We start from the raw sequence: 21,735 nt of genomic DNA, 5'->3' as shown, positions 1-21,735 counted from the left end.
TCGGCTGGAAGGGTCCGACTGTGAAGGACACGCTCCCACAGCAACACCGCACGCGCGAGCACCTGCCGTGGCACCGTGTCCTCATGGCGGAAGACATCGACGTCGTCGTCGTGGGGGGCGGCCAGGCGGGTCTCGCGACCAGCCACGAGCTGTCCGCACGCGGCGTCGAGCACGTGGTGCTCGAGGCCACCACGCCCGGTTCCTCGTGGCTCGGCCGGTGGGACAGCTTCACGCTCGTCGGGCCGAACCACACCGTCACCCTCCCGGGCGCGCACTACCGCGGCGACGACCCGGACGGCTTCATGACGCGCACCGAGATCGCCGACCACCTCCAGCGGTATGCCGGCCGGCTGGGTGCCGAGGTCCGCACCGGCACCCCGGTGCACCGGCTCACCCCCTTCGGGGACCCCGCCGACCCCAGCCACCCCACCGGCCGGGGCGGGCGGGGCAAGCGGGGCTATCGCCTCGACACCGACGGCGGCACCATCCGCAGCCGGGCCGCCGTCATCGCGACGGGTGCCTACCAGCAGCCCCTGAGGCCGGCGGTCCTCACCGGGCTGTCGCCCGACATCGCGGTCCTCGACGTCGCGACCTACCGCAACCCGGCGGGCCTTCCCGACGGGTCGGTCCTCGTCGTGGGAAGCGGCCAGAGCGCCTGCCAGATCGCCGAGGAGCTCGCCCTTGCCGGCCGTGACGTCGTCATGGCGTGCGGCAGGGCGCCGTGGTTCTACCGGCGCCTCGAGGACCGCGACCTCTTCGACTGGCTCATCTCCGCCGGCTTCTTCGAGCAGCGGCCCCACGAGCTCGCGAGCCCGGCCGCGCGGCACGGTGCGAACGTGCAGGCGAGCGGCGCCCGCGGCGGTCACGACCTGCACTACCGCACCCTCGCGGCACTCGGGGTGCGGCTCACGGGTCACCTTGCGGGAGTGGCCGACCGGACGGCATACCTCAAGCCCGACCTCACGGAGACGATCGCTGCGGGCGACGCGGGCTTCCGGCTCGTGAGCGGCGCGGTGGCGCGCGCCTGCGCCCGTGAGGGGCGGCCGCTGCCCGAGATCCCACCGCCGACAGCGCTCGCGACCGACGCCCCGACCGAGCTCGACCTCCACGGCTTCGGTGCGGTCGTCGTCGCGTGCGGCTTCCGGTCGCGCTACGCGGAGTGGATCGACGTGCCGGGCATCGTCGACGAGCAGGGCTTCCCGGTGCACGACGACGGCGAGAGCACCGTCGCGCCGGGCCTGCACTTCGTGGGCGTGCACTTCCTGCGCCGGCGGCGGTCGTCACTGCTCTTCGGAGTGGGCGACGACGCGACCGCGACCGCGGCCCGCATCGCGTCACAGGTGTGACGGGGGGCAAACTGCCTCGACAGCCGGCGGGCCCGGGTGTGGAATCGGCCCATGGACGCCGACGAGATCCGCCGGGCCTTCCTCGGCTTCCTCGTCGAGCGGGGTCACACCGTCATCCCTCGTGCGCGGCTGACTCCCGAGAACGACCCGACGACCCTCTTCACGGGCAGCGGCATGCAGCCGCTGCTCCCCTACCTCCTCGGCGCCGACCACCCGGCGGGGAAGCGCCTGGCCGACAGCCAGACCTGCCTGCGCGTGCAGGACATCGAGGAGGTCGGCGACAACCGGCACACGACCTTCTTCGAGATGCTCGGCAGCTGGAGCCTCGGCGACTACTTCAAGGACGTGCAGATCCCGCAGTTCTGGACCTTCCTCACCGAGAAGGTCGGGCTGGACCCCGCCCGCCTCTACGTCTCCTGCTTCAGCGGGGACCCGGCCCACGGCATCCCGAAGGACGAGGAGACGGCCACCATCTGGACGGGGCTCTTCGAGGCGGCCGGCCTCACGGCCGGTCAGATCGACGTCGGCACCGACGAGCACGCCGCCTCGGTCGGCACGGGCGAGGCGCGCATCGTCTTCTACGGCGCGAGCAACTGGTGGACGCGGTCCGGCGGTGCGGAGCAGATGCCGGTCGGGGAGCCCGGTGGCCCCGACTCCGAGGTGTTCTACCTCTTCCCGCACGTCGAGCACGACCCGGCCTACGGCGCCCACTGCCACCCGAACTGCGACTGCGGCCGCTTCATCGAGCTCGGCAACTCCGTGTTCATGGAGTACCGCCGCACCGAGACCGGCTTCGAGACACTCCCCCGTCGCAACGTCGACTACGGCGGCGGGCTCGAGCGCATCGCCGCCGCGGCGCTCGATTCCTCCGACGTCTTCCGCATCGGGCTGCTCTGGCCGATCGTCGAGCGGCTCGAGGCGCTCTCCGGCCGCAGCTACGACGACGAGACCCACGCCATGCGCGTCATCGCCGACCACCTGCGCGGCGCCACCTTCCTCGCCGTCGACGGGGTGCGGCCGAGCAACAAGGCCCAGGGCTACGTGCTGCGCCGGCTCGTGCGGCGAGCCGTGCGCCACGCCTTCGCCCTGGGCCTCGAGGACAGCTTCTTCCCCGAGATCATCCCGGCGATCGCGGGCATCTACGCGACCGACTACCCCGAGGTGGCCGCGCACACCGACGACGTCATCGCCCTGCTCTCCGCGGAGGAGCGCGCCTTCCGCCGGACCCTGCGCAAGGGCCTCGCGCAGCTGCACGGCCACCTGCACGAGGGCGCGACAGGCGCCGACCTCTTCGTCCTCTACGACACCTTCGGCTTTCCCGTCGAGCTGAGCACCGAGGAGGCGGCGCGCCTCGGGATCACCCTGAGCCCGACGTGGCGGGCGGAGTTCGACGAGGAGATGGCCGCCCAGCGAGCGCGTTCCCGCGGCACGCGACCCTCGGGGCCGACGGGGACGACGCGGCCCACGGGGCCGACGCGGCCCACGGGGCCGGGGGGCTGACCGCCCCCGGCCCGCTTTCGGCCACCCTTCGGTATCAGCACCGCGATCGTCGCCCTCTCACAGGTGATCGGCAGTTCGGCTGCGGTGCGGGTCTTCGCCGGACCACACTGGAACTGGCGGAGGCAGTGGGAGAAGTGACATGGCCCTGTTCAAGAACGACGTGTCCGAGTACGTCACGCCGGGGCGGCCGGAGCCGGCGCGCCTCGTCGTGACGATCGAGCCGAGCGAGGGCGACCCCGACCGGCACGACGTGACCGCGCACGTCGATGACGGCGCGGTGGTCGCGACGGGTTCGTTCGTGCTGAGCCCGGAGTGGCGCACACTCGGCACCCGCACGCCGACCACCAAGACCTTCGCGCCCGAGCCGAACCGTCCCAAGGTCGGCGCCCAGCTCTTCAGCGCCCTCTTCTCCGGCGCCCTCAGCCGGTGCTGGGCGCAGGCCGTCGAGCGGGGTCGCGAGCAGGGGGCGCTGCACATCATCATCCGGAGCACGTCGTATGCCGTCCACGCCCTTCCGTGGGAGCTGATCGCCGACCCGACGCTCGCCTCCGGGTCGCAGTACGTCGGCATGTCGGAGGGGTGGTCCGTCATCCGCGAGCGCCACGAGCCGCACTCGGACGCTGCCGACCACGAGGGCGCGGCCGTCGAGCCGCTCGAGCCCGCGCAGCTGCGGATCCTCGCCCTCACCTCCTCGTTCTACGGCGTCGACCAGACGAACGACCCGCACCTCATCGAGGAGGCCTTCCCCGCAGCCGACCTCGTCACGTTCCCGGACGTCCGAGCGAGCCAGCTGACACAGGCGCTCCAGCGTGACGACGTGCACGTCGTCCACGTGCTGGGGACCGGCCAGCGGGCCCGGCAGGGATGGCAGGACCTCGTCATCGGGACGGCCGACCGGCCCGAGGTGGTGTCCGGCCGGACCCTGTCGAAGATCCTTCGCGGCTCCACCCTGAGGCTCCTCGTGCTCGCCGCGTGCGACAGCGACCAGCTCGCCGCCCAGATCGCCCCGAGCGTGCACGCCGTGATCGGCATTCGCGCCGCCATCAGCGACGCGAGCTGCCTCGCCTTCCTCGGAGGTCTCTACTCGGCCCTCGCCTCCGGGGCGACCACGGCCCAGGCGGTGGCGTCGGGACGGGCCCAGCAGGTCGCGTTCGCCTCGTCCCTCGGGGACGAGTGGGCCCAGCCCGTTCTCTTCCAGCACGCCGACCGGGCGCTCGTGCTGGCCACGTCACCGGGGGACTCGGTCACCCTGCCCGCCGTCCCCGACGTGCCCGACGCGCAGAGCCCCGAGGACCGGGTGCGCCTGCTCGAGAGCACCATCCGCCAGGCCAACCTGCGAGCACTGCGCGAGCAGTGGGACCCGGTCGGGGAGGCAGACACCCCCGCCTTCGTCCGTCAGCAGCTCGAGGAGCTGGCCGCCGCGCACGGCACCCCGGCCGGGGTGACCCGGTGAAGCGGGCCGCCGACACTGCTGCCCAGCAGCCGGTGAGCCGCGGGGCGGGATCCCCGCGGTCACACGACCCGCGCCCCACGCATACCGCGTCCACACGCACCGCGCCGCTCTCCGTCGCCCGCCTCGCCGAGGCCACCCGGCAGCTCAACGACTGCCGGGCGCTCGTCGAGGACCTGCGCACGCTGACGGAGGCGATGGCCCAGACCCGCCTCACGTCGGTGGTCGGGGAGCAGGAGCTCATCACCACGCTCGTGGCACTCATCACCCGTGCGGACGACCAGATCGCCCGCATGGCCTCCGGCGCGGCCGGTCATCGCCGCTCCTGCATGACGACCCTCGAGGGGCTGCTCGCCGAGCCCGAGTGGACCGTCGCGCGCTCGTCCCGGCAGCAGCTGCGCGCCCGCAAGGCCGCCCTCGACACCGTCACGGCGTCCATCACCGAGGAGTACCGGAGCCTCCAGCTCAACTTCGAGCGACTCCACCACGTCGTGGAGCGGGCGAGCGAGCTGCGCTACGACGACGCCGAGTCCGAGGCCGAGCTCGCCCTCGACGTCGTGGGCAAGTTCCGCACGAGCGACCTCGACTTCAGGTCGGGCCGCTACGACACCGCGGCCGTGGCCGTCCAGCACGCCAAGCGCCGGCTCGCCGAGAAGGGCCTCACCCTGCCCCGCGGCCACCCCGACGAGGTCGATCCCGACCAGGTCGACGTCGACGCGGCGAAGTTCGAGACGTACACCGCGGAGCTGGAGCGCAAGGTCCGCGACGCCGAGCTGCGCGACAGCAAGCTGGCCCGGCGGACCGAGCTCTTCCTCATCTCCGGGGCCACCGTCGACCTCAGCGTGCCCTACAAGGTGCTGCTGCGGCGTCCGAACTTCGGCACGATCCAGGAGAGCAACCTCTACGACGACGTCGAGGTGCTCCTCACCGACCAGGACCTCTTCAGGGAGACCATCGACACGATCGCGGAGAGCTCGATCCAGGGCATCCGCTCGGCGGCGGCCGCGACCAACGCCCCGGTGCAGGCGTCACCGGTGGCTCAGGAGGGCCCCGCGGCGCCCGAGGCCCCCGCGGCTCCCGCGGCTCCCGCGGGCCTCGCGGCCCCTGTCGGGGCACCGGCGGTGCGGCGGGCGGCACCCGTCCGCGCCATCTCGACCGACCACCTCGACCAGCTCGACACCGCGGGACGGCTCGAGCGCATCGGCCGACGGATGTACAGCCTGCTCATCCCGGACGCGATGCAGAGAATCATCGACGAGACGGACGAGTTCCCTCTCACCATCACGTCCAACAACCCCGAGCTCCCCTGGGAGCTGCTGCACGACGGCACCGAGTTCCTGTGTCTCAAAAGGACATTCGCTCGTATGCCGGCTCAGCAGACTTTCCCGCGGCGTACGCGCGACGCCGCCTTGACGGTGGAGCGGCGCAAGACGACGGTGCTGCTCGTCCACTCGGTCCACGGTGAGCCGCTCCAGCAGGCCGAGAAGGAGATCAACGACATCGAGGCCCGTCTCGCCGAGATGTCGCCGGCGCCGATCGTCACCAAGCTCACCGGGTCCGACGTCACGGCCAGCCGGTTGACCGACGAGCTGAGCCTCGGCGACTACGACCTCATCCACTACGCCGGGCACGCCGGCTTCGATGCCGGGCGCCCGGAGCTCAGCTACCTGCTGCTCTCGACCGGCGAGCACTTCCGCGCCGAGCGCGTCCAGCGCCTCCTCGAGGGCCATCCCGTCGTCTTCCTCAACGCCTGCGAGTCGAGCAAGTCCGCGCCCCAGGCGCAGGGACGCTCCACCGGCGGAACCGTCGCCCAGGCCCAAGGGCTGGCATCCGCGTTCGTCTACGGCGGAGCCCAGGCCTGCGTCGGCTCCCTCTGGCCGGTCTTCGACGACACGGCCGCCGACCTGGCCGTCGAGTTCTACCGACAGCTCATCGAGAAGCGCCAGCGCGTCGGCGAGGCGCTGCGCCGGGCGCGCGTCATGAGCCACGACCGCCAGCAGGACCGCACGACGTGGGCGGCCTACGCCCTGTACGGCGACCCGTCGTCGCTGCTCGCGGCATCGGGAGGGCTGACCTAGGACACGACCGGGCACACCGCCCGGCCGCGACATCGCTGCTCGACCGGCCACCCGGCCACGACTCGGAGGCACGTCATGACACCCACGGCCACGCCCACGCCTGCGCCTGCGGCTGCGAAGCGCAACGTCTACGCCCTGCTCGTCGGCATCGATGCCTACCCCGCACCCGTGCCGGCGCTGAGCGGCTGCCGCAACGACATCGAGGCCATCGAGGCGCTGCTCACCGCCCGGGTGAGCGACAGCGGCCACGCCCTGCACGTCCGCACCCTCGTCGACGAGGAGGCGACCCGTGCAGCCGTCATCGCCGGCTTCCGCGATCACCTGACCCAAGCCACCGCGGACGACGTGGCGCTCTTCTACTACAGCGGCCACGGGTCCCAGGAGCCTGCTCCCGAGCAGTGGTGGCACCTCGAGCCGGACCACCTCGACGAGACCCTGGTGCTGCACGACAGCAGGACGGAGGGGCAGTGGGACCTCGCGGACAAGGAGCTGTCCGTGCTGATCGCCGAGGTGGCGGCCTCCGATCCGCACGTCGTCATCGTCCTCGACTGCTGTCACTCCGGCAGCGGCACCCGCGCCCCGCTCGAGGACGGCCTGGCGGGTCGACAGGCGCCGACCGACCGGCGGCCGCGCCCCCTCGAGAGCTTCCTGTTCGACCGCGACCACGTCGACGAGCTCGTGGGGTCGCGGCTGCCGGAGCGGGATGCCCTCGGCGACAGTGGCTGGACGATGCCAGACGCCCCCCACGTCCTGCTCACCGGCTGTCGCGCCAACGAGACGTCGAAGGAGGTCGTGCAGGGCGGTGCCCATCGCGGTGCGATGTCTGCCGCCCTCGAAGTCGCCCTGAGCACCGCGGGTGACGCCCTCACCTACCGTGAGATCCACCGCCAGGTCAGTGCCCAGGTGCGCCGGACGGTGCGCTACCAGTCGCCGCAGCTCGAGACCACGTCGACCGACGATCTCGACCGCCCCTTCCTCGGGGGCGCCGTCAGGGCGACGCCCCGCTACTTCGTCGTGACCCACGACGGCCGGAACTGGACCGTCGACGGCGGCGCGATGCACGGGCTCGCCGCCCCCGTGCGCGACGAGCAGACGCTGGTCACGATCACGGACAGCCACGACGCCGTCGTCGCCACCGGGGCCGTCACGGCGGCACGGTCGGCCGACGCCACCCTCACGCTCACCACCGGTGAGCTCGACCCGGCACGCAGCTACCGGGCCGTGGTGACGGCCACCCCCCTGCCACCGCTCCTGTCTCGCCTCGACCCAGGCCCCGGCACGGAGGCGCTCCGAGCAGCCCTCGCGGACCGCGACGAGCACGGACCGCTGCTCGTCGCCGAGGCCGACCCGGAGTCGGGCGAGCAGGCGCAGGTCCAGGTCACGCCGGACGGCTCCGGCTACGCCATCAGCCGCGTTGCCAGCGAGCGCGACCTGTGCCCCCGGGCCGGCACTCCGGACGAAGCCATCGGAGTGCTCGAGCACATCGCCGCCTGGCAGCGCGTGGCCGACCTGCGCAACCCGGGCACCCACCTTCCCCGCGACACCGTGGCAGTCACCGTCGAGGCGCAGACCGCACCCGGTGAGGAGCCGTTCGCCGAGGTGGACGGGCTGTGGCGCTTCGACTACGCCACGGACGGCTCCGGGCACCAGCAGCCACGTCCGTTCACCGTCACCCTCACCAACACGTCCCAGCGCCCGCTCTGGGTCGCGCTGCTCGACCTCACCGACACCTTCGGGATCTTTGCCGACGCGATCGCGGCCGGGTCGATGGAGCTCGGGAAGGGCCAGAGCCATCCCATCGAGCTCGAGACCAGCGTCCCCGACGAGCTGTGGGATGCCGGCGTCACCGAGGTCACGGACCTGCTGAAGCTCATCGTCAGCACGGACGAGTTCGACCCCCGGACGCTGGCGCAGCTCGACCTCGAGGTATCTGCACCCCTGCGTGGCGGGAGCACCGTGCGGGGGGCCGGCCCGATGTCGAGCCTCGACCGCCTCCTCGACCACGTCGGCACCCGCCGGGCCAAGCCGGTCGGCTCCGGCGACTCGAGAGCCGACTGGTTCACGGTCGACATCCAGGTCGTCGCCGTGCGGCCGCGCCCCGGTGTCGCGATCAGGTCCGACCGCCAGGTGGAGGTGGCCCCGGGCGTCCGCATCGCTCCGCACCCCAGCCTCCGCGCGACGGTCCAGCTCTCGGGGGCGCCCGACGCGACCCGGGACCTCTCGACCGCTCCCGTGCCCGGCCCTCTCCAGGAGGCCGGCACCACACCCTTCGGGCTCATCTCCACCCGAGGAGACGAGTCGCAGGCTGACGCTCTCGTCCTCACCCTCGACGGGGGCGCTGACCCTGCCGCCGTCACGGCCGCGCAGCCCCTCGTGCTGCACCTCGACCGGCCGCTCGACCCCGACGCCCACGTGCTGCCACTGGCGTGGGACGGCGAGTTCTACGTGCCGCTCGGCTTCGCCCGGCGGTCGGGCAACGGCACGGAGGTCGTCCTCCAGCGCCTGAGCGACCCCGTGTCGACCCAGCGCAGCCTGACGGGGTCGATCCGCATCCTCTTCCGCAAGCTCGTCGGCACGGCTCTCGGGCTGCCGCCCGCCTACCCGCTGCTGCGCATGGCGACCGTGGACGGCGACGGCTCCGTCACCTACGAGTCGGAGCCCTCCGCCGTGAAGCACGCGGTGCAGGCTGCCGATGCCGTCGTGCTCTACGTGCACGGGATCATCGGTGACACCGAGGGCATGGTGAGGAGCTCTCGCGTCAGCGGGGCGGTCGCACCCATCGGCGATCGCTACGACGTCGTCCTCGCGTTCGACTACGAGAACCTCGACACCCCGATCGAGGAGAATGCGGCGTCGTTGCGATCCATGCTGCGCGACGTCGGGCTCGCGAGCGGTCACGGCAAGCGTCTCGACGTCGTCGCCCACTCGATGGGCGGGCTCGTCAGTCGCCACCTCGTCGAGATCGACGGAGGGGTGGACGTCACCCACCTCATCACCCTGGGCACCCCGAACGCCGGCTCGCCGTGGCCGTCGGTGCAGCGCTGGGCGACGGCGGCGATCGCCTTGCTCGCCAACGGCTTCATCCCGGTGGCGTGGCCCGTCACGGCACTGGCGGCGCTGCTCGGCGCCGTCGAGAAGGTCGACACCGCCCTCGACGAGATGCAGGCGCAGTCCGCGTTCCTCAAGCGGCTTGCCGCAGCTCCTGACCCGAGTGCGCGCTACGACGTCATCGTCGGCAACCGTTCACTCGCCCCCTCGGCGGAGGGTGTGCCGACCGGGCGCGTCGCGAGGCTCATGGCCCGCCTCTCCCCCTCACGGATCGGCAGTGAGGTCGTCGACCTCGTCTTCTTCGACCAGCCCAACGACCTCGCCGTGTCGGTGAAGAGCGCCTCGACGCTGCCGGCGGGGCGCAACCCCGCCCCAGTGCTCCACACCGTCGCAACCGACCACGTGAGCTTCTTCGAGAACCCGGAGACCCTCGCGGTCCTCGCCGACCTCACCTCCTGACACGCGACGAAGGCCGGGGCCCACAAGGGCCTCCCGGGCGCACCCGCCGCACCGGTTGCTCCTAGATATCCCAGCGTCGTGGCGTGTCAAGCGGCGACGGGTTGGCGGTGTGCCCATGCGGTGTGTTCGTCGTAGGGGGTTCGGTGTTTGAGGCAGCCGTGCAGGATGCCGACCCATCGGTTGGCCAGGGCGCGTAGGGCTTGGTGGTGGGTGTCGCCTGCGGCGCGGCGTTGGTCGTAGTAGGCGCGGGCTCCTGGGCTGGGCTTGAGGGAGCAGAAGGCCCACTGGTCGAGTGCGTCGTACAGGCGAGTGTTGCGGGCGTGTCGGGCCAGGACCGCGCGTTTCTTGCCTGAGGCGATCGTGATCGGGGAGGTCCCGGCGTAGTTCCTGCGAGACTTGGTGTCGGTGAAGCGTTCGGGGTCGTCTCCGAACTCGCCGAGCACCCGGGCGCCGAGGACGTCACTCAGGCCTGGCAGCGAGAGAAGGATGTCGGCGTCCGGGTGCTGCTCAAAAGTGGCTTCCAGCTGCGCCTCGAGCTGGGCGAGCTGGGTGTTGATCGCGGTGATGACCCCGACCTGGGCGGTGACCACGCTCGCGTACGCGGCTGCTGTCGCCTCGGGTGCGTGCAGCTGCTGGGTGTGCAGCACCGCGTGGATCCGCTCGGTGGTGGTGTGCAGGTTGCGTCGTCGGCCGCCAGCGCGCAGGGCCGCTGTGAGCTGGGAGCGGGTCAGCCGGGCCGCCCTGTCAGGATCTGGGGCCCGGGTCAGGACCGCGAGGGCGTCGTGGTCGTGCAGGTCCTGAAACGCTGTCATCGCCGCGGGGTAGAACTCCCGCAGCGCGTTCCGCAGCCGGTTGGTCTCCCGGCTGCGCAGCCACACCATCGACTGCTGGGCACGGGCCAGGACCTTGATGGCCTGCACCTGGTCGCTGTCGCCGGCCACGACGCGATGGTTGTGCGCGTCGGTGCGGACCAGGTCGGCCAGGACCTTCGCGTCCCCGGGGTCGGACTTGCCGCCGCCGACGTGGTGCCGGTCGCGGTAGCGGGCCACCGCCTTGGGGTTGACCGCGTACACCCGGTACCCGGCCGCGACCAGCGACGCGACCCACAGCCCGTGGTCGGTCTCGATTCCGACGGCCACCTCGTGCGGGTCACCGGCGTGCTCGGCGAGCAGCGCGTGAAAGGCGCTGACCCCAGCCACGCCCTCGGGTAGTCGCCGGGCGGCAAGCTTGCTGCCCGCCTCGTTCATGACATGGACGTCGTGGTGATCCTCGGCCCAGTCGTTGCCGACGAAGATCAACGCGACCACCTCCTTCACCTCGATCGACACACTGCGGACACTGAGCCGGGATCGCCCCGGTAGCGACCTAATGGATCAGTGCTCACCACCGCTGGGGGCACGACATCCCATCAGCACTCGTCGGGCGACCTCCCCGCCGGTCGGGACACGATCTAGGCGTAGAGATCAGCGCCTCAGGCTGAGGTGGTGTTCACCGACCAACGGCTCGGCCAAACAGCCTCCCACCCCCGATCACACGTCGAAAGAGGGAGAACAACACCCCCATTAGGCTGGGTTCGAGCCCGAGCCGTGGAGGTGACCGGTGGCACGACGCATCCTCGTCGTCGACGACGAGCCGCAGATCCGCACGGTGCTGCGGGCCTATCTCGAGGCTGACGGCTTCGAGGTCGTCGAGTGCGGCTCCGGCCGTGATGCGCTTCGGCACGCGACCGGCTCACGGGGCGCACCGGACCTCGTGCTCCTCGACGTCGGGCTGCCCGACGTCGACGGGCTCGAGGTGCTGCGCACCATCCGGCAGCAGTCGCAGCTGCCGGTCATCCTCGTCACAGCACGCGCCGAGGAGGTTGACAAGCTCGTCGGCCTCGGCGTCGGTGCCGACGACTACGTCACCAAGCCGTTCAGCCCCCGCGAGGTCGTCGCCCGGGTGAAGACGGTGCTGCGCCGGGTCGGGCCGGACGGGCCGCAGGGCACCGCGACGCCGGATGACCCGGTGCTCCGCTTCGACGGGCTCGTCATCGACCCGGAGCGCCGGGAGGTCTCGGCGGGAGACGTGCCGGTGCCGCTGTCGACGCTGGAGCTCGACCTGCTCATCGCCCTCGCGAGCTCTCCCGGGCGGGTCTTCTCCCGCGCCCAGCTGCTCGAAAAGGTCTGGGGCTACGACTTCTACGGTGACGAGAGGGTGGTCGACGTGCACATCCGCAGCATGCGCAAGGCCCTCGGTGACGATGCCGCCTCGCCGCGCGTCATCGGCACCGTCCGCGGGGTCGGCTACAAGTTCCTCCTCGACCCGGCGCGGGTGACGTCGTGAACCGCCTCGACGTGCGCCTCGTGATCTCGCACCTGCTCGTCGCCGTCCTCGGCGCGGCCGCGACCTTCGTCATCGTCCGCCAGCTCGCGCCCGCGCTCTTCGACGAGAGCATGCGGATGAGCGGGATGGGCGGCATGGGCAGCGGCGGCCAGGGCCCCGGCACGCTGCGGCAGCAGTTCGCGGACGCCGTCTCGGGCGCCTTGCTCGTCGGGGCGCTCGTGGGCGCAGTGGCCGCGGCGGTGTTCGGCACGTTCGCGGCATACCGCCTCGTCCGCCCGCTCGCCGCGGTGCGCGCCGCGACGCGTGAGATGGCGCAGGGCAGGTATGCCGTGCCCGTGCCGGTCCCCCACGAGACGGAGCTGGCAGAGCTCGCCACCGACGTCAACACCCTCGGCCGCGGCCTCGCGGAGACCGAGGCGCGACGGGTGCGGCTGCTCGGCGAGGTGGCGCACGAGATGCGCACGCCGCTCACCGTCATCGACGGCTACGTCGAGGCGATGATCGATGGTGTCATGCCGGCCGGGGCCGACGAGCTGGGCCGGGTGAGCGACGAGGTGCGACGACTTCGGCGCCTCTCTGACGACCTGTCGGCCCTGTCACGGGCGGAGGAGGGCCGGCTGGGGCTCGAGCTGCGGGAGGTCGATCTCGGCTCCATCACCCGCGCAGCCGCCGAACGCCTCCGCCCCCAGGCCGAGGACTCCGGGCTGCGTCTCGTGGTGGAGGCCGGAGGCGAGCCCGTCGTCGTCCGTGCCGACGCCGACCGCATCTCGCAGGTCGTGACGAACCTGCTCGGCAACGCCATCCGGGCCACCCCGTCCGGTGGTGAGCTGCACGTGCAGTGCCGCGCCGAGCGCGGAGACGGGCTCGTCGAGGTCAGCGACACCGGTGAGGGCCTCGACGCCGCAGATGTCGAGCGGGTGTTCGAGCGGTTCTACCGCGTGCCCGGTCGGCGCGTGGCCGAGGGCGACACGGGGTCGGGCATCGGGCTGACCGTCGCCCGGGGGATCATGCGGGCCCACGGCGGCGACCTGACGGCGCGGTCCGAGGGTCGTGGCCGTGGCGCGACGTTCACGGCCCGGATGCCGCTCGGCGGGCGCCCGGGGAGCTAGCCCCTCTGGTGGATCGGCCCTGTGGAGGGTTGGCGCTGCCCTGGCAACGCCAACCCTCCACGGGGCCGGCGGCCGGCCCGCAGGCTGGGGACAACCACAGCGCGCCCGGGCCGACAGTGGTCAGCATGGCCCGATGCCCCAGGACCTCGCCTCGTTCGCACGGTCGCACTTCGGTCTCGTCACGCGCGAGAGGGCCCTGGCATCGGGACTGACCGACGCCGCGATCCGGTGGCGCGTGGGCTCCGGTCGGTGGGTCCAGCTGCACCGGGGCGTCTACCAGACGGTGCCCGGCCGAGACGACTGGCTCACCAGCGCCCAGGCCGCGCTGCTGCACATCGGCACGCCGAGCGCCCTCGCCGGCTCGAGTGCCGGCTATCTCTGGGGCATCGTGCCCAGCCCGGGGCCGCGGATCCACGTCGTCGTGCCGACCACGCGACGGCCGACCTCGACCGCAGACCTCGTCGTGACGCGAAGTCGCCATGCGCTGGCGCGGATGGATGAACGCGAGTGGCCCACCGGATCAGTCTCGACGACACGGTCTTCGACCTCGCCCAGGGCGCGTCCCTCGACACGGCGGTCGCGCTCATCGCGAAGGCCTGCCAAACCGGACGGACCACGGTGCACAACCTCCGGTTGACCCTTCAGCGCCGTCCGGACCAGACGCACCGGTCGGACCTGTCCGAGGTGCTGGACGACATCGGAGCAGGGGCCGAGAGCAGCGGCGAGCGCCGCTACCTGCGCGACGTCGAGCGGGCCCATGGCCTCCCGGCCGCTCGGAGGCAGGCACCCGGTCCAGGCCGCACGATCTGCGACAACGACTACGAGGAGCAGCGGCTCAAGGTCGAGGTGGACGGTCGGCTCGGTCACGCCAGTTGGCCAGCCCAGCAGAAGGACGGCCGCCGCGACCGCACCAACGCCACCTACGAATGGCTCACCGTGCGGGTCCACTGGCACGACGTCGCAGTCACGCCCTGTGTCACCGCGCGAGACCTGGCCGTCATCCTCAACCAGCGGGGCTGGCAGGGTGGCGCACGCCCGTGCCGGCGTTGTGACTGCGCCCTGCGCCGGTCCTGATGGGGGGGATCAGGACGGAGTCGCGTGGAGGGTTGGCGCTGCCCTGGCAACGCCAACCCTCCACGGGCCTGCGAGGCGATCACGAGTCGGTCGAGTCCGCCATCGGGCAGTCACCGACCGGGCCCGTCCCGTTGCCCGGGCCCATCCGGCCCTGGCCGGCTCCGGGACCGTTGCCGTAGCCACGACCCATCCCCGTGCCGGCCCCCATCCCCATTCCGGTGCCCGGCTCCATCGTGCGGCCGTCGACAGCGGCCTCGAACGCGGCGAGGTGGTGCTTCGACGCGTTCTGCAGCTGGGTGTAGAGGGCCTTGGCGTCCGTCGCCGTCGTGGCGGCGATCGCGGTGTCGAGGTCGGCGATGTCGCGCTTCTCGAGGGCGACACCGACGCCGTATGCCGCGGCCAGCGACTTCTTGCCCTCGGCCAGCCAGCCGTCGTAGAGCTTCTGGATCGTCGGGTCGGCATAGCTGCCTGCCGACTTCCCGGCAGACGGGTCGGCGATGCCGTAGCGGGTCAGCAGGGTGCCGACCGCGTCGTAGTGCCGCTGCTCGCTGTTGACGATCATGCGGAAGGGCATCGCCCCGTCGTACTGGTCGGAGAACGCCTGGTAGAGGTCACGGGCCATCCGCTCCTCCTCCCGGGTGAAGGCCAGCCCCGTCGCGGTCGCGGTGTCGACCGACGACGCAGTGGCGACGGTCGGCACGGTGCCCGTGACCGTGGTGGCACCGGCGATCGCCACCGACGCCCCGCCGGCGAGGACCAGGGTCGCGCCGGCAATGACGGCTGTGCGGGTCCTCCAGGTGGTCTTCATGGTCTGCTCCTTCATCGTGGTGGCTCTCGGGGGTCTTTCCGACTCCCTCTGGTTCGAGTCAACCTCGCGGCCGTGAAGGGCCTGGCCTCCCGCGTGTGAAGCCTCCGTGAAGGATCACGAGGGGAGTCGGAATATACCCCTAGGGGTATGGGTTACGATGGTGCCAAGAGCTGCTGCCGCAACCCGAAGGAGACTCATGTACTTCAGCCAGTACTACCTCGACTGCCTCTCGCAGGCGTCCTACCTCGTGGGCGACGAGACGACCGGCCAGGCTGTCGTCGTCGACCCGCGGCGTGACGTGGCGGAGTACCTCGACGACGCGTCGGCCCACGGCCTGACGATCGTCGGCATCATCAACACCCACTTCCACGCCGACTTCCTCTCCGGCCACCTCGAGCTGGCCCGCGAGACGGGCGCCTGGATCGGGTACGGCTCCGCCGCACAGCCCGAGTTCGAGGTGCGATCCCTCGAGGACGGCGAGCGGATCAGCCTCGGAGACGTGACGCTGGAGATCATGGCGACCCCGGGCCACACGCCCGAGTCCATCAGCGTCCTCGTGTACGAGCACGCCGAGGACGACACGGCATACGGCGTGCTCACCGGCGACGCCCTCTTCATCGGCGACGTGGGCCGTCCCGACCTGCTCGCCTCCGACGGCGTCACCGCCGACGAGCTCGGCCGGATGCTCTACGACTCCGTCCAGCACAAGCTCATGGGCCTGCCCGACGCCGTGCGAGTCTTCCCCGCCCACGGCGCCGGCTCCTCATGCGGCAAGAACCTCTCCACCGAGCGGCAGTCGACGATCGGCGAGCAGCGCGCCTTCAACTACGCCTGCCAGCCGATGAGCGAGGCCGACTTCCTCGAGGTCGTCACCGCCGGTCAGCCGCCCGCACCGGCCTACTTCGTCTACAACGCGACCCTCAACAAGCAGGGGCGTGACGTGCGCAGCACCGACGCGGCGATCCCCGCGCTCACCGACGACGAGGTCGACGCCGCCCTCGCCGCCGGCGCAGTGCTCGACGACGCGCGTGACCAGATGGAGTTCGCCGCCGGCCACGTCAAGGGCTCGGTCAACGTACCCTGGGACGGCCGCATGGCCGAGACCGTCGGCAGCGTGCTCACCCCCGAGCAGCGCGTCGTCATCATCGCGCCCGAGGGCCAGGAGCAGGAGGTCGCGACGCGCTTCGCGCGCATCGGCTTCGACAACGTGCTCGGCTACGTTCCCGACCCGGAGGCGTACTTCCTCTCGCACCAGGACCGCGTGGAGCGGGCCAGCCGGCTCACCGCGACCCAGGTCGAGGATGCCGCCGCGTCTGGCGACGTCCAGCTCGTCGACATCCGCAACGCCGGAGAGCTCGAGGCCGGCATGCTGCCCGGGGCACGGCACATCCCGCTCGCCGAGCTCGCCCGTCGCAGTGACGAGCTCGACCCCGCCAAGCCGGTCGTCGTCTACTGCGCCGGTGGGTGGCGCAGCAGCGTCGGCGCCAGCCTCCTGCGCGCCAAGGGGTTCCGCGACGTGTCCGACATCCTCGGTGGCTTCAACGCCTGGTCGCTCGTGCACGCCGTCGCGTCCTGATGGGCGACGAGGGCGTCACTCCAGCAGCGACCGCGTGTCGGCATAGCCGTCCGACTCGATGACGGAGGGCGTGTCGAAGACCCGGGTGGGCCGTTGGGGCTCAGACCACAACGGCCACCCGGGGTCGCCGTCCGCGACGAAACCGACTGCAGCGCCGTGGATCTCGTCTGCCAGAGCCTGCGGCGGAGTGGGCCCCGCCACCTGTGCGACCCGCTCGGAGTCGAGGCAGTCGAACCAGAACGGCACGTCGAGGCAGTGCACCGCATCGCCGAAGGCCGGCGAGGGCCACGCGAAGCGGTAGAGCCACGACCGGGCACCCGCCCGGGCCGCGAGGACCTCGAGCGTGGCGCTGCGGAAGAGCCGGTCGGTGACGTAACGGCCGACGAGGTCCGAGGTCGCCACGTCCGCGTGCGCCGCGAGGTAGGCGTCGAGGGTCGGCCCTGCCAGCCCGAGTGCGGCGAGGGCGTCCGACCCCGAGACGGCGTCCAGCGGCTCACGAGCCCCGTGGACGAGCAGCGAGAACTCGTCGTCCGTCGCCCCCAGCACCAGTGGCACGTCGCTGCCGACGCCGGCGCGGTAGGCGTCGAGCGTCGGCGTGGGCACGAGCTCGCCGTCAATGACCGGGCCCAGGCGCAGCCCCTCGGTCACGAGGTCACGGGCAGGCGACAGCGCCTCGTCGAGGGGCGACCGTCCCTCCCCATCCCCTCCTGCCGCGAGCGCGTCCTGGTGTGCGAGCAGCTCGGTCTCCTCGAGCGAGGCGAAGCCCGCCCGATCGGCCGTGACACCTGCAGCGGCAGCGAGCCGGACGGCATACCGCTGCGCCGCGACAGCGGTGATGCCCGGCACGAGCCCGGAGAGCGACCACGCCCCCGAGAAGAGGCCCTGCGCTGCCGGCATGCCGAGGAGCGTCAGCACCGCTGCGCCGCCGGCCGACTGGCCCGCGATCGTCACGCGGGAGGGGTCGCCGCCGAAGGCCGCGATGTTGTCCTGGACCCACCGGAGGGCGAGCAGCCAGTCGAGCACGCCCCGGTTCTGCGGTGCACCTTCGATCCATCCGAAGCCGTCGAAGCCGAGCCGGTAGGACACGGTTACGGTGACGACGCCGTCGCGGTTGAAGGAGCGGCCGTCGTACCACGGGCTCGCGGGCGAGCCGGCGACGAAACCGCCGCCGTGTATCCACACGAGCACGGGCAGGCCTGTGTCCGTTGGCCGCTCGGGGTTGGGAGTGAAGACGTTGACGTTGAGCGTCGACTCCCCCGGCACCGAGGGCTCGGGGATGAGCGTCGTCGCCGACAGCGCCTGTCGCTGCGGCGTCGGCCCGTATGCCGTCGCGTCGAGCACGCCGGGCCAGTGCCCCTTGGGCTGTGGCGCAGCGAAACGCCTCGTGCCGATGGGTGGCTCGGCGAAGGGGATGCCGAGGAACGCGGCGGATCCGCCGCGCCAGGAGCCGCGCACGCGGCCCGCCGCCGTCATCACCTCTGGCGCTGCGGTGCGCTCGTCGTCCATCGGGATCCTCTCTCGGCCAGTCGGTTTCACGTCAGGGCACGCGACACAGCGCAGCCCACAGGTGCTCGAGCCGTGCGGCCATGTCGAGGCCCGGCTCCAGCATCCACTGCGTCTGCAGCCCGTCGGCCGAGGCGAGCAGGATGGTGGCCACGGACTCCGCGTCCAGCGACGTCGAGAGCTCACCTCGCTCCTGCGCCGCCCGAACGGTCTCGCCGAGCTCGCGGCGCAGGACGGCATACCGCTGTGTGAAGAAGTCGTGCGCGGCGTGCTCGGGGTGCGACGCCTCGGTCGAGAGCTCCGCATAGAGCTGCACGAGGCCGGGCACGTCGGCGTTGTGCCTCATGATCTCGATGAGCCCCTCGACCCGGGCGGCGGGGTCAGCCGGCATCCGCTCCCGGTCGACCTCGTCGCGGCGACGCAGGACCTCGGCGAAGAGGGCCTCCTTCGACGCGAAGTAGTGCAGCAGACCCGCTTGGCTGAGGCCCACGGCCTCGGCGATGTCGCGCACCGAGGTGCGCTGGTAGCCGTTGCGGGCGATGACGGTCAGGGCGGCGTCGAGGATCTCCTCGCGCTTGGCGACACCCTTTGCGTATGCACCCCGCCGACCCATGTCGGCATCGTACGACCCTTGCGCCATGAAAACCGAACGTCGTATGGTTTTGGTTGGCCCGCGCCGGAGCGGCCCTTCGAAAGGACGACGATGACCGACCTTCAGCCTGACGCCACAGAGAACGGGCCCGGCCGCACCACCGGAGGGGCCCCCGGCGTGGCCGCGATGCTCGCCCTGCTCCCCGAGGAGGTCGTCGCCGGGCTCACGCTCGAGGAGAAGGCGTCGCTCACGAGCGGGTCGAGCTTCTGGTTCACCCAGGGCGTCTCACGGGCCGGCATCCCCGAGGTCCTGCTGACCGACGGGCCGCACGGCGTCCGCAAGCAGCGTGGGGGTGCCGACCACGTCGGTCTCGCCGACAGCGTGCCGGCCACGTGCTTTCCCCCGGCCGTTGCCCTCGGCTCGACCTTCGACCCCGACCTGCTCGAGCGTGTCGGCGTCGCGCTCGGCGAGGAGGCCGCGGCCGAGGGCGTCGGGGTGCTTCTCGGCCCCGGCATCAACATCAAGCGCTCCCCGCTGTGCGGACGGAACTTCGAGTACCTCTCGGAGGACCCTTTCGTCTCCGGCGTCCTCGGCGCCGCGCTCGTGCGCGGACTGCAGAGCCAAGGGGTCGGGGCCTCGCTGAAGCACTTCGCGGCCAACAACCAGGAGGCCGACCGCATGCGCGTCTCGGCCGACGTCGACGAGCGGCCCCTGCGCGAGATCTACCTCCGCGGCTTCCAGCGCGTCGTGACGGAGGCCGAGCCGTGGACGCTCATGTGCTCCTACAACAAGATCAACGGCACCTATGCGTCGCAGAACCGCTGGCTGCTCACCGACGTGTTGCGCGGCGAGTGGGGCTTCACAGGCCTCGTCATGTCGGACTGGGGTGCGGTCGATGACCGCGTCGCCGGCGTGGCTGCCGGACTCGACCTCGAGATGCCGTCGAGCGAGGGCCGCACCGACGCCGAGGTCGTCGCGGCGGTCCGCGACGGCAGCCTCGCGGAAGCGGCGCTCGACCTCGCCGCGACCCGCGTCGTCGACCTCGTGCAGAAGGCGTTGCGACGCGATGGCCACGACTCCGGAGGCAGCCATCGCGTCGAAGGGGCGGGCTATGACGTGGATGCCCACCACGCCCTCGCCCGCGAGGTGGCCGCGCGCAGCGTCGTGCTGCTCGAGAACGACGGCATCCTCCCCCTCGCGCCCACGACCCGGGTCGCAGTGATCGGCGCGTTCGCGGCCCAGCCGCGCTACCAGGGCGCCGGAAGCTCCCTCATCAACCCGACCCGACTCGACACGGCGCTCGACGGCATGCGCGAGCACGCCGCCGAGGGCACCGTGACGTATGCCGCGGGCTTCGTCCTCGGCGACACGGACCCCGCCGCCGCAGCCGCCCAGACCGGCGAGGAGCTCGTGCGCGAGGCCGTGGCCGCAGCGGCGGCGAGCGACGTCGCCGTGCTCTTCCTCGGCCTGCCCGCCGAGCTGGAGTCGGAGGGCTTCGACCGCGCCGACATCGAGCTGCCCGCGGAGCAGGTGGCCCTGCTCGGCGCTGTTGCCGACGCGAACCCGCGCGTCGTCGTCGTGCTGTCCAACGGCGGGGTCGTGCGCCTCGGTGAGGTCGCGGACCGCTCGGCCGCCGTCGTCGAGGGCTGGCTGCTCGGTCAGGCCGGCGGCACCGCCGTCGCGGACGTGCTCTACGGCGCCGTCAACCCCTCGGGGCGCCTCGCCGAGACGATCCCCCACCGACTGCAGGACTCCCCCGCCTACCTCGACTTCCCGGGCGAGCGCGGTCACGTGCGCTACGGCGAGGGGCTCTTCGTCGGCTACCGGTGGTACGACGCTCGCGACCTCGACGTCGCCCACCCCTTCGGCCACGGACTGTCCTACACGACGTTCGAGCACTCCGGGCTGTCGGTGACGCCGGATGCCGAGGGGCTCGCGGTGAGCGTCACGGTGACGAACACCGGCGAGCGCGACGGACGTGAGGTCGTGCAGGTCTACACCGGCCTCGCGTCCTCCGACGTGGCGCGGCCCCCGCGCGAGCTGAAGGCCTTTGGCTCGGTCGCCCTGGCCGCGGGTGAGAGCCGCGTCGTCGAGCTGCGCGTGAGCCGAGCAGACCTGGCCTGCTGGGACATCCGCGCTGGTGCGTGGGTCGTCGAGGGCGGGTCGTATGCCGTCGAGGTCGGCGCATCGAGCCGTGACATCCGGGGCAGCGAGACGGTCGCCGTCGTGGGCGACGAGGTCGCGATGCCCCTCACGCTCGAGTCGTCGCTCGACGAGGTCATGGCCGACCCGGAGGCGGCGCAGCTCGTCCGAGAGGGACTCTCCCGCTTCCTCGACGACCCCGACATGGTCAAGCTCATCGGGTCAGCCCCCGTCGGCCGAATCCTCGGCTTCCCGGGCACCGGCGTCGTGCCGGCGGAGGTCGGCGCGCGGCTCGAGCGACTCAACGCCGAGCGCGGCCTGACCTGAGGAGGATGCTCAGGCGGCGTTCGGCCGCGTTCCCCTCACGACCGGGTGACCGGACTGGATCCACTCCGACGTACCGCCGTCGACCGAGCGGGCGTCGAAGCCGGCGCGCTCGAGGAAGTCGGCCATCGCGCGGCTGCGGTTGCCGCTCGCGCAGATCACGAAGACCGGGCGCGAGCGGTCGAGCTCGAACACGCGGGAGGCGAGCTGCCCCATCGGCATCAGCACGGCGCCGGGCACGTGCCCGCCGACGTACTCCATCGGTTCGCGGACGTCGATGACGACGGCGCCGTCGGCGTGCGCCGCGGCGAGTGCGCTGACTGTCGTGGTCGCGGTCATGAAGTGTCTCCTCACACTGGTGCCTTATACCCCCTGGGGTATATCTCGAGGCACAGCGTAAC

The 21,735-nt window shown here is 72.0% G+C and carries 15 protein-coding genes and 1 pseudogene; 11 read left to right on the top strand and 5 right to left on the bottom strand.

The features are described from left to right. The first annotated feature begins 20 nt into the window (after positions 1-20). From FBY41_RS10090 to FBY41_RS10070, 5 genes are all read left to right on the top strand, one after another. Positions 21-1,346 carry a flavin-containing monooxygenase gene (locus tag FBY41_RS10090; protein WP_185749010.1) on the top strand — a complete coding sequence of 442 codons (1,326 nt, stop codon included), beginning with the start codon at positions 21-23 and terminating at the stop codon, positions 1,344-1,346. 51 nt (positions 1,347-1,397) lie between these two features. Next, positions 1,398-2,846: an alanine--tRNA ligase-related protein gene (locus FBY41_RS10085; protein ID WP_141844052.1), complete on the top strand. Its 1,449-nt coding sequence runs from the start codon at positions 1,398-1,400 to the stop codon at positions 2,844-2,846. 139 nt (positions 2,847-2,985) lie between these two features. Continuing rightward, complete coding sequence (locus FBY41_RS10080; protein WP_141844049.1) at positions 2,986-4,299, top strand: CHAT domain-containing protein; 1,314 nt, start codon at positions 2,986-2,988, stop codon at positions 4,297-4,299. Next, on the top strand, positions 4,296-6,374 hold the full coding sequence (locus FBY41_RS10075; RefSeq protein ID WP_141844047.1) for a CHAT domain-containing protein: 2,079 nt from the start codon (positions 4,296-4,298) through the stop codon (positions 6,372-6,374). The genes FBY41_RS10080 and FBY41_RS10075 overlap by 4 nt, the downstream gene beginning before the upstream one ends. Before the next feature lie 75 nt (positions 6,375-6,449). Further along, positions 6,450-9,881 carry a caspase family protein gene (locus FBY41_RS10070; RefSeq protein WP_141844045.1) on the top strand — a complete coding sequence of 1,144 codons (3,432 nt, stop codon included), beginning with the start codon at positions 6,450-6,452 and terminating at the stop codon, positions 9,879-9,881. 86 nt (positions 9,882-9,967) lie between these two features. On the opposite strand, the gene FBY41_RS10065 is transcribed toward FBY41_RS10070, so the two are convergent. Continuing rightward, on the bottom strand, positions 9,968-11,179 hold the full coding sequence (locus tag FBY41_RS10065) for an IS110 family transposase (RefSeq protein WP_141843027.1): 1,212 nt from the start codon (positions 11,177-11,179) through the stop codon (positions 9,968-9,970). A 301-nt stretch (positions 11,180-11,480) separates the two neighbouring features. Here FBY41_RS10065 and FBY41_RS10060 point away from each other — a divergent pair, with 301 nt between their 5' ends. From FBY41_RS10060 to FBY41_RS10045, 4 genes and pseudogenes are all read left to right on the top strand, one after another. After that, positions 11,481-12,206, top strand: a complete 726-nt coding sequence (locus tag FBY41_RS10060) for a response regulator transcription factor (protein ID WP_141844043.1) — start codon at positions 11,481-11,483, stop codon at positions 12,204-12,206. Next, positions 12,203-13,315, top strand: a complete 1,113-nt coding sequence (locus FBY41_RS10055) for a sensor histidine kinase (RefSeq protein ID WP_141844039.1) — start codon at positions 12,203-12,205, stop codon at positions 13,313-13,315. Before FBY41_RS10060 ends, FBY41_RS10055 begins: the two co-directional genes overlap by 4 nt. 133 nt (positions 13,316-13,448) lie before the next feature. Then, a pseudogene (locus tag FBY41_RS24260) lies at positions 13,449-13,583 on the top strand (type IV toxin-antitoxin system AbiEi family antitoxin domain-containing protein); the annotation flags it as partial. Between the two features lie 239 nt (positions 13,584-13,822). Further along, positions 13,823-14,389, top strand: coding sequence for a hypothetical protein (locus FBY41_RS10045; protein WP_260439681.1), 567 nt, complete (start codon positions 13,823-13,825; stop codon positions 14,387-14,389). 79 nt (positions 14,390-14,468) lie between these two features. On the opposite strand, the gene FBY41_RS10040 is transcribed toward FBY41_RS10045, so the two are convergent. Then, the gene (locus FBY41_RS10040) at positions 14,469-15,197 is read right to left on the bottom strand and encodes a ferritin-like domain-containing protein (protein WP_141844032.1); all 729 of its coding nucleotides are present in this window, start codon (positions 15,195-15,197) and stop codon (positions 14,469-14,471) included. A 196-nt stretch (positions 15,198-15,393) separates the two neighbouring features. Between FBY41_RS10040 and FBY41_RS10035 the strand changes: the two genes are divergently transcribed. Continuing rightward, a complete protein-coding gene (locus FBY41_RS10035; protein ID WP_141844030.1) occupies positions 15,394-16,773 on the top strand; it encodes an MBL fold metallo-hydrolase in 1,380 nt (459 codons plus the stop codon). A 15-nt stretch (positions 16,774-16,788) separates the two neighbouring features. Here the strand turns inward: FBY41_RS10035 and FBY41_RS10030 are convergent, their stop codons facing one another. Together FBY41_RS10030 and FBY41_RS10025 are read right to left on the bottom strand one after the other, a co-directional pair. Next, positions 16,789-18,279, bottom strand: a complete 1,491-nt coding sequence (locus FBY41_RS10030) for a carboxylesterase/lipase family protein (RefSeq protein ID WP_141844028.1) — start codon at positions 18,277-18,279, stop codon at positions 16,789-16,791. 31 nt (positions 18,280-18,310) lie between these two features. After that, positions 18,311-18,889, bottom strand: coding sequence for a TetR/AcrR family transcriptional regulator (locus tag FBY41_RS10025; protein WP_141844026.1), 579 nt, complete (start codon positions 18,887-18,889; stop codon positions 18,311-18,313). A 165-nt stretch (positions 18,890-19,054) separates the two neighbouring features. On the opposite strand from FBY41_RS10025, the gene FBY41_RS10020 reads away from it, so the two are divergent. After that, complete coding sequence (locus FBY41_RS10020; protein ID WP_141845051.1) at positions 19,055-21,337, top strand: glycoside hydrolase family 3 C-terminal domain-containing protein; 2,283 nt, start codon at positions 19,055-19,057, stop codon at positions 21,335-21,337. 9 nt (positions 21,338-21,346) lie between these two features. Here the strand turns inward: FBY41_RS10020 and FBY41_RS10015 are convergent, their stop codons facing one another. Then, complete coding sequence (locus tag FBY41_RS10015; RefSeq protein ID WP_141844025.1) at positions 21,347-21,673, bottom strand: rhodanese-like domain-containing protein; 327 nt, start codon at positions 21,671-21,673, stop codon at positions 21,347-21,349. Positions 21,674-21,735 lie beyond the last annotated feature (62 nt).

This window comes from Humibacillus xanthopallidus (assembly GCF_006716675.1).
GTDB lineage: Bacteria > Actinomycetota > Actinomycetes > Actinomycetales > Dermatophilaceae > Humibacillus > Humibacillus xanthopallidus_B.
Note: the sequence above shows the minus strand (reverse complement) of the source record. Positions and strands in the feature narration are given on the sequence as shown.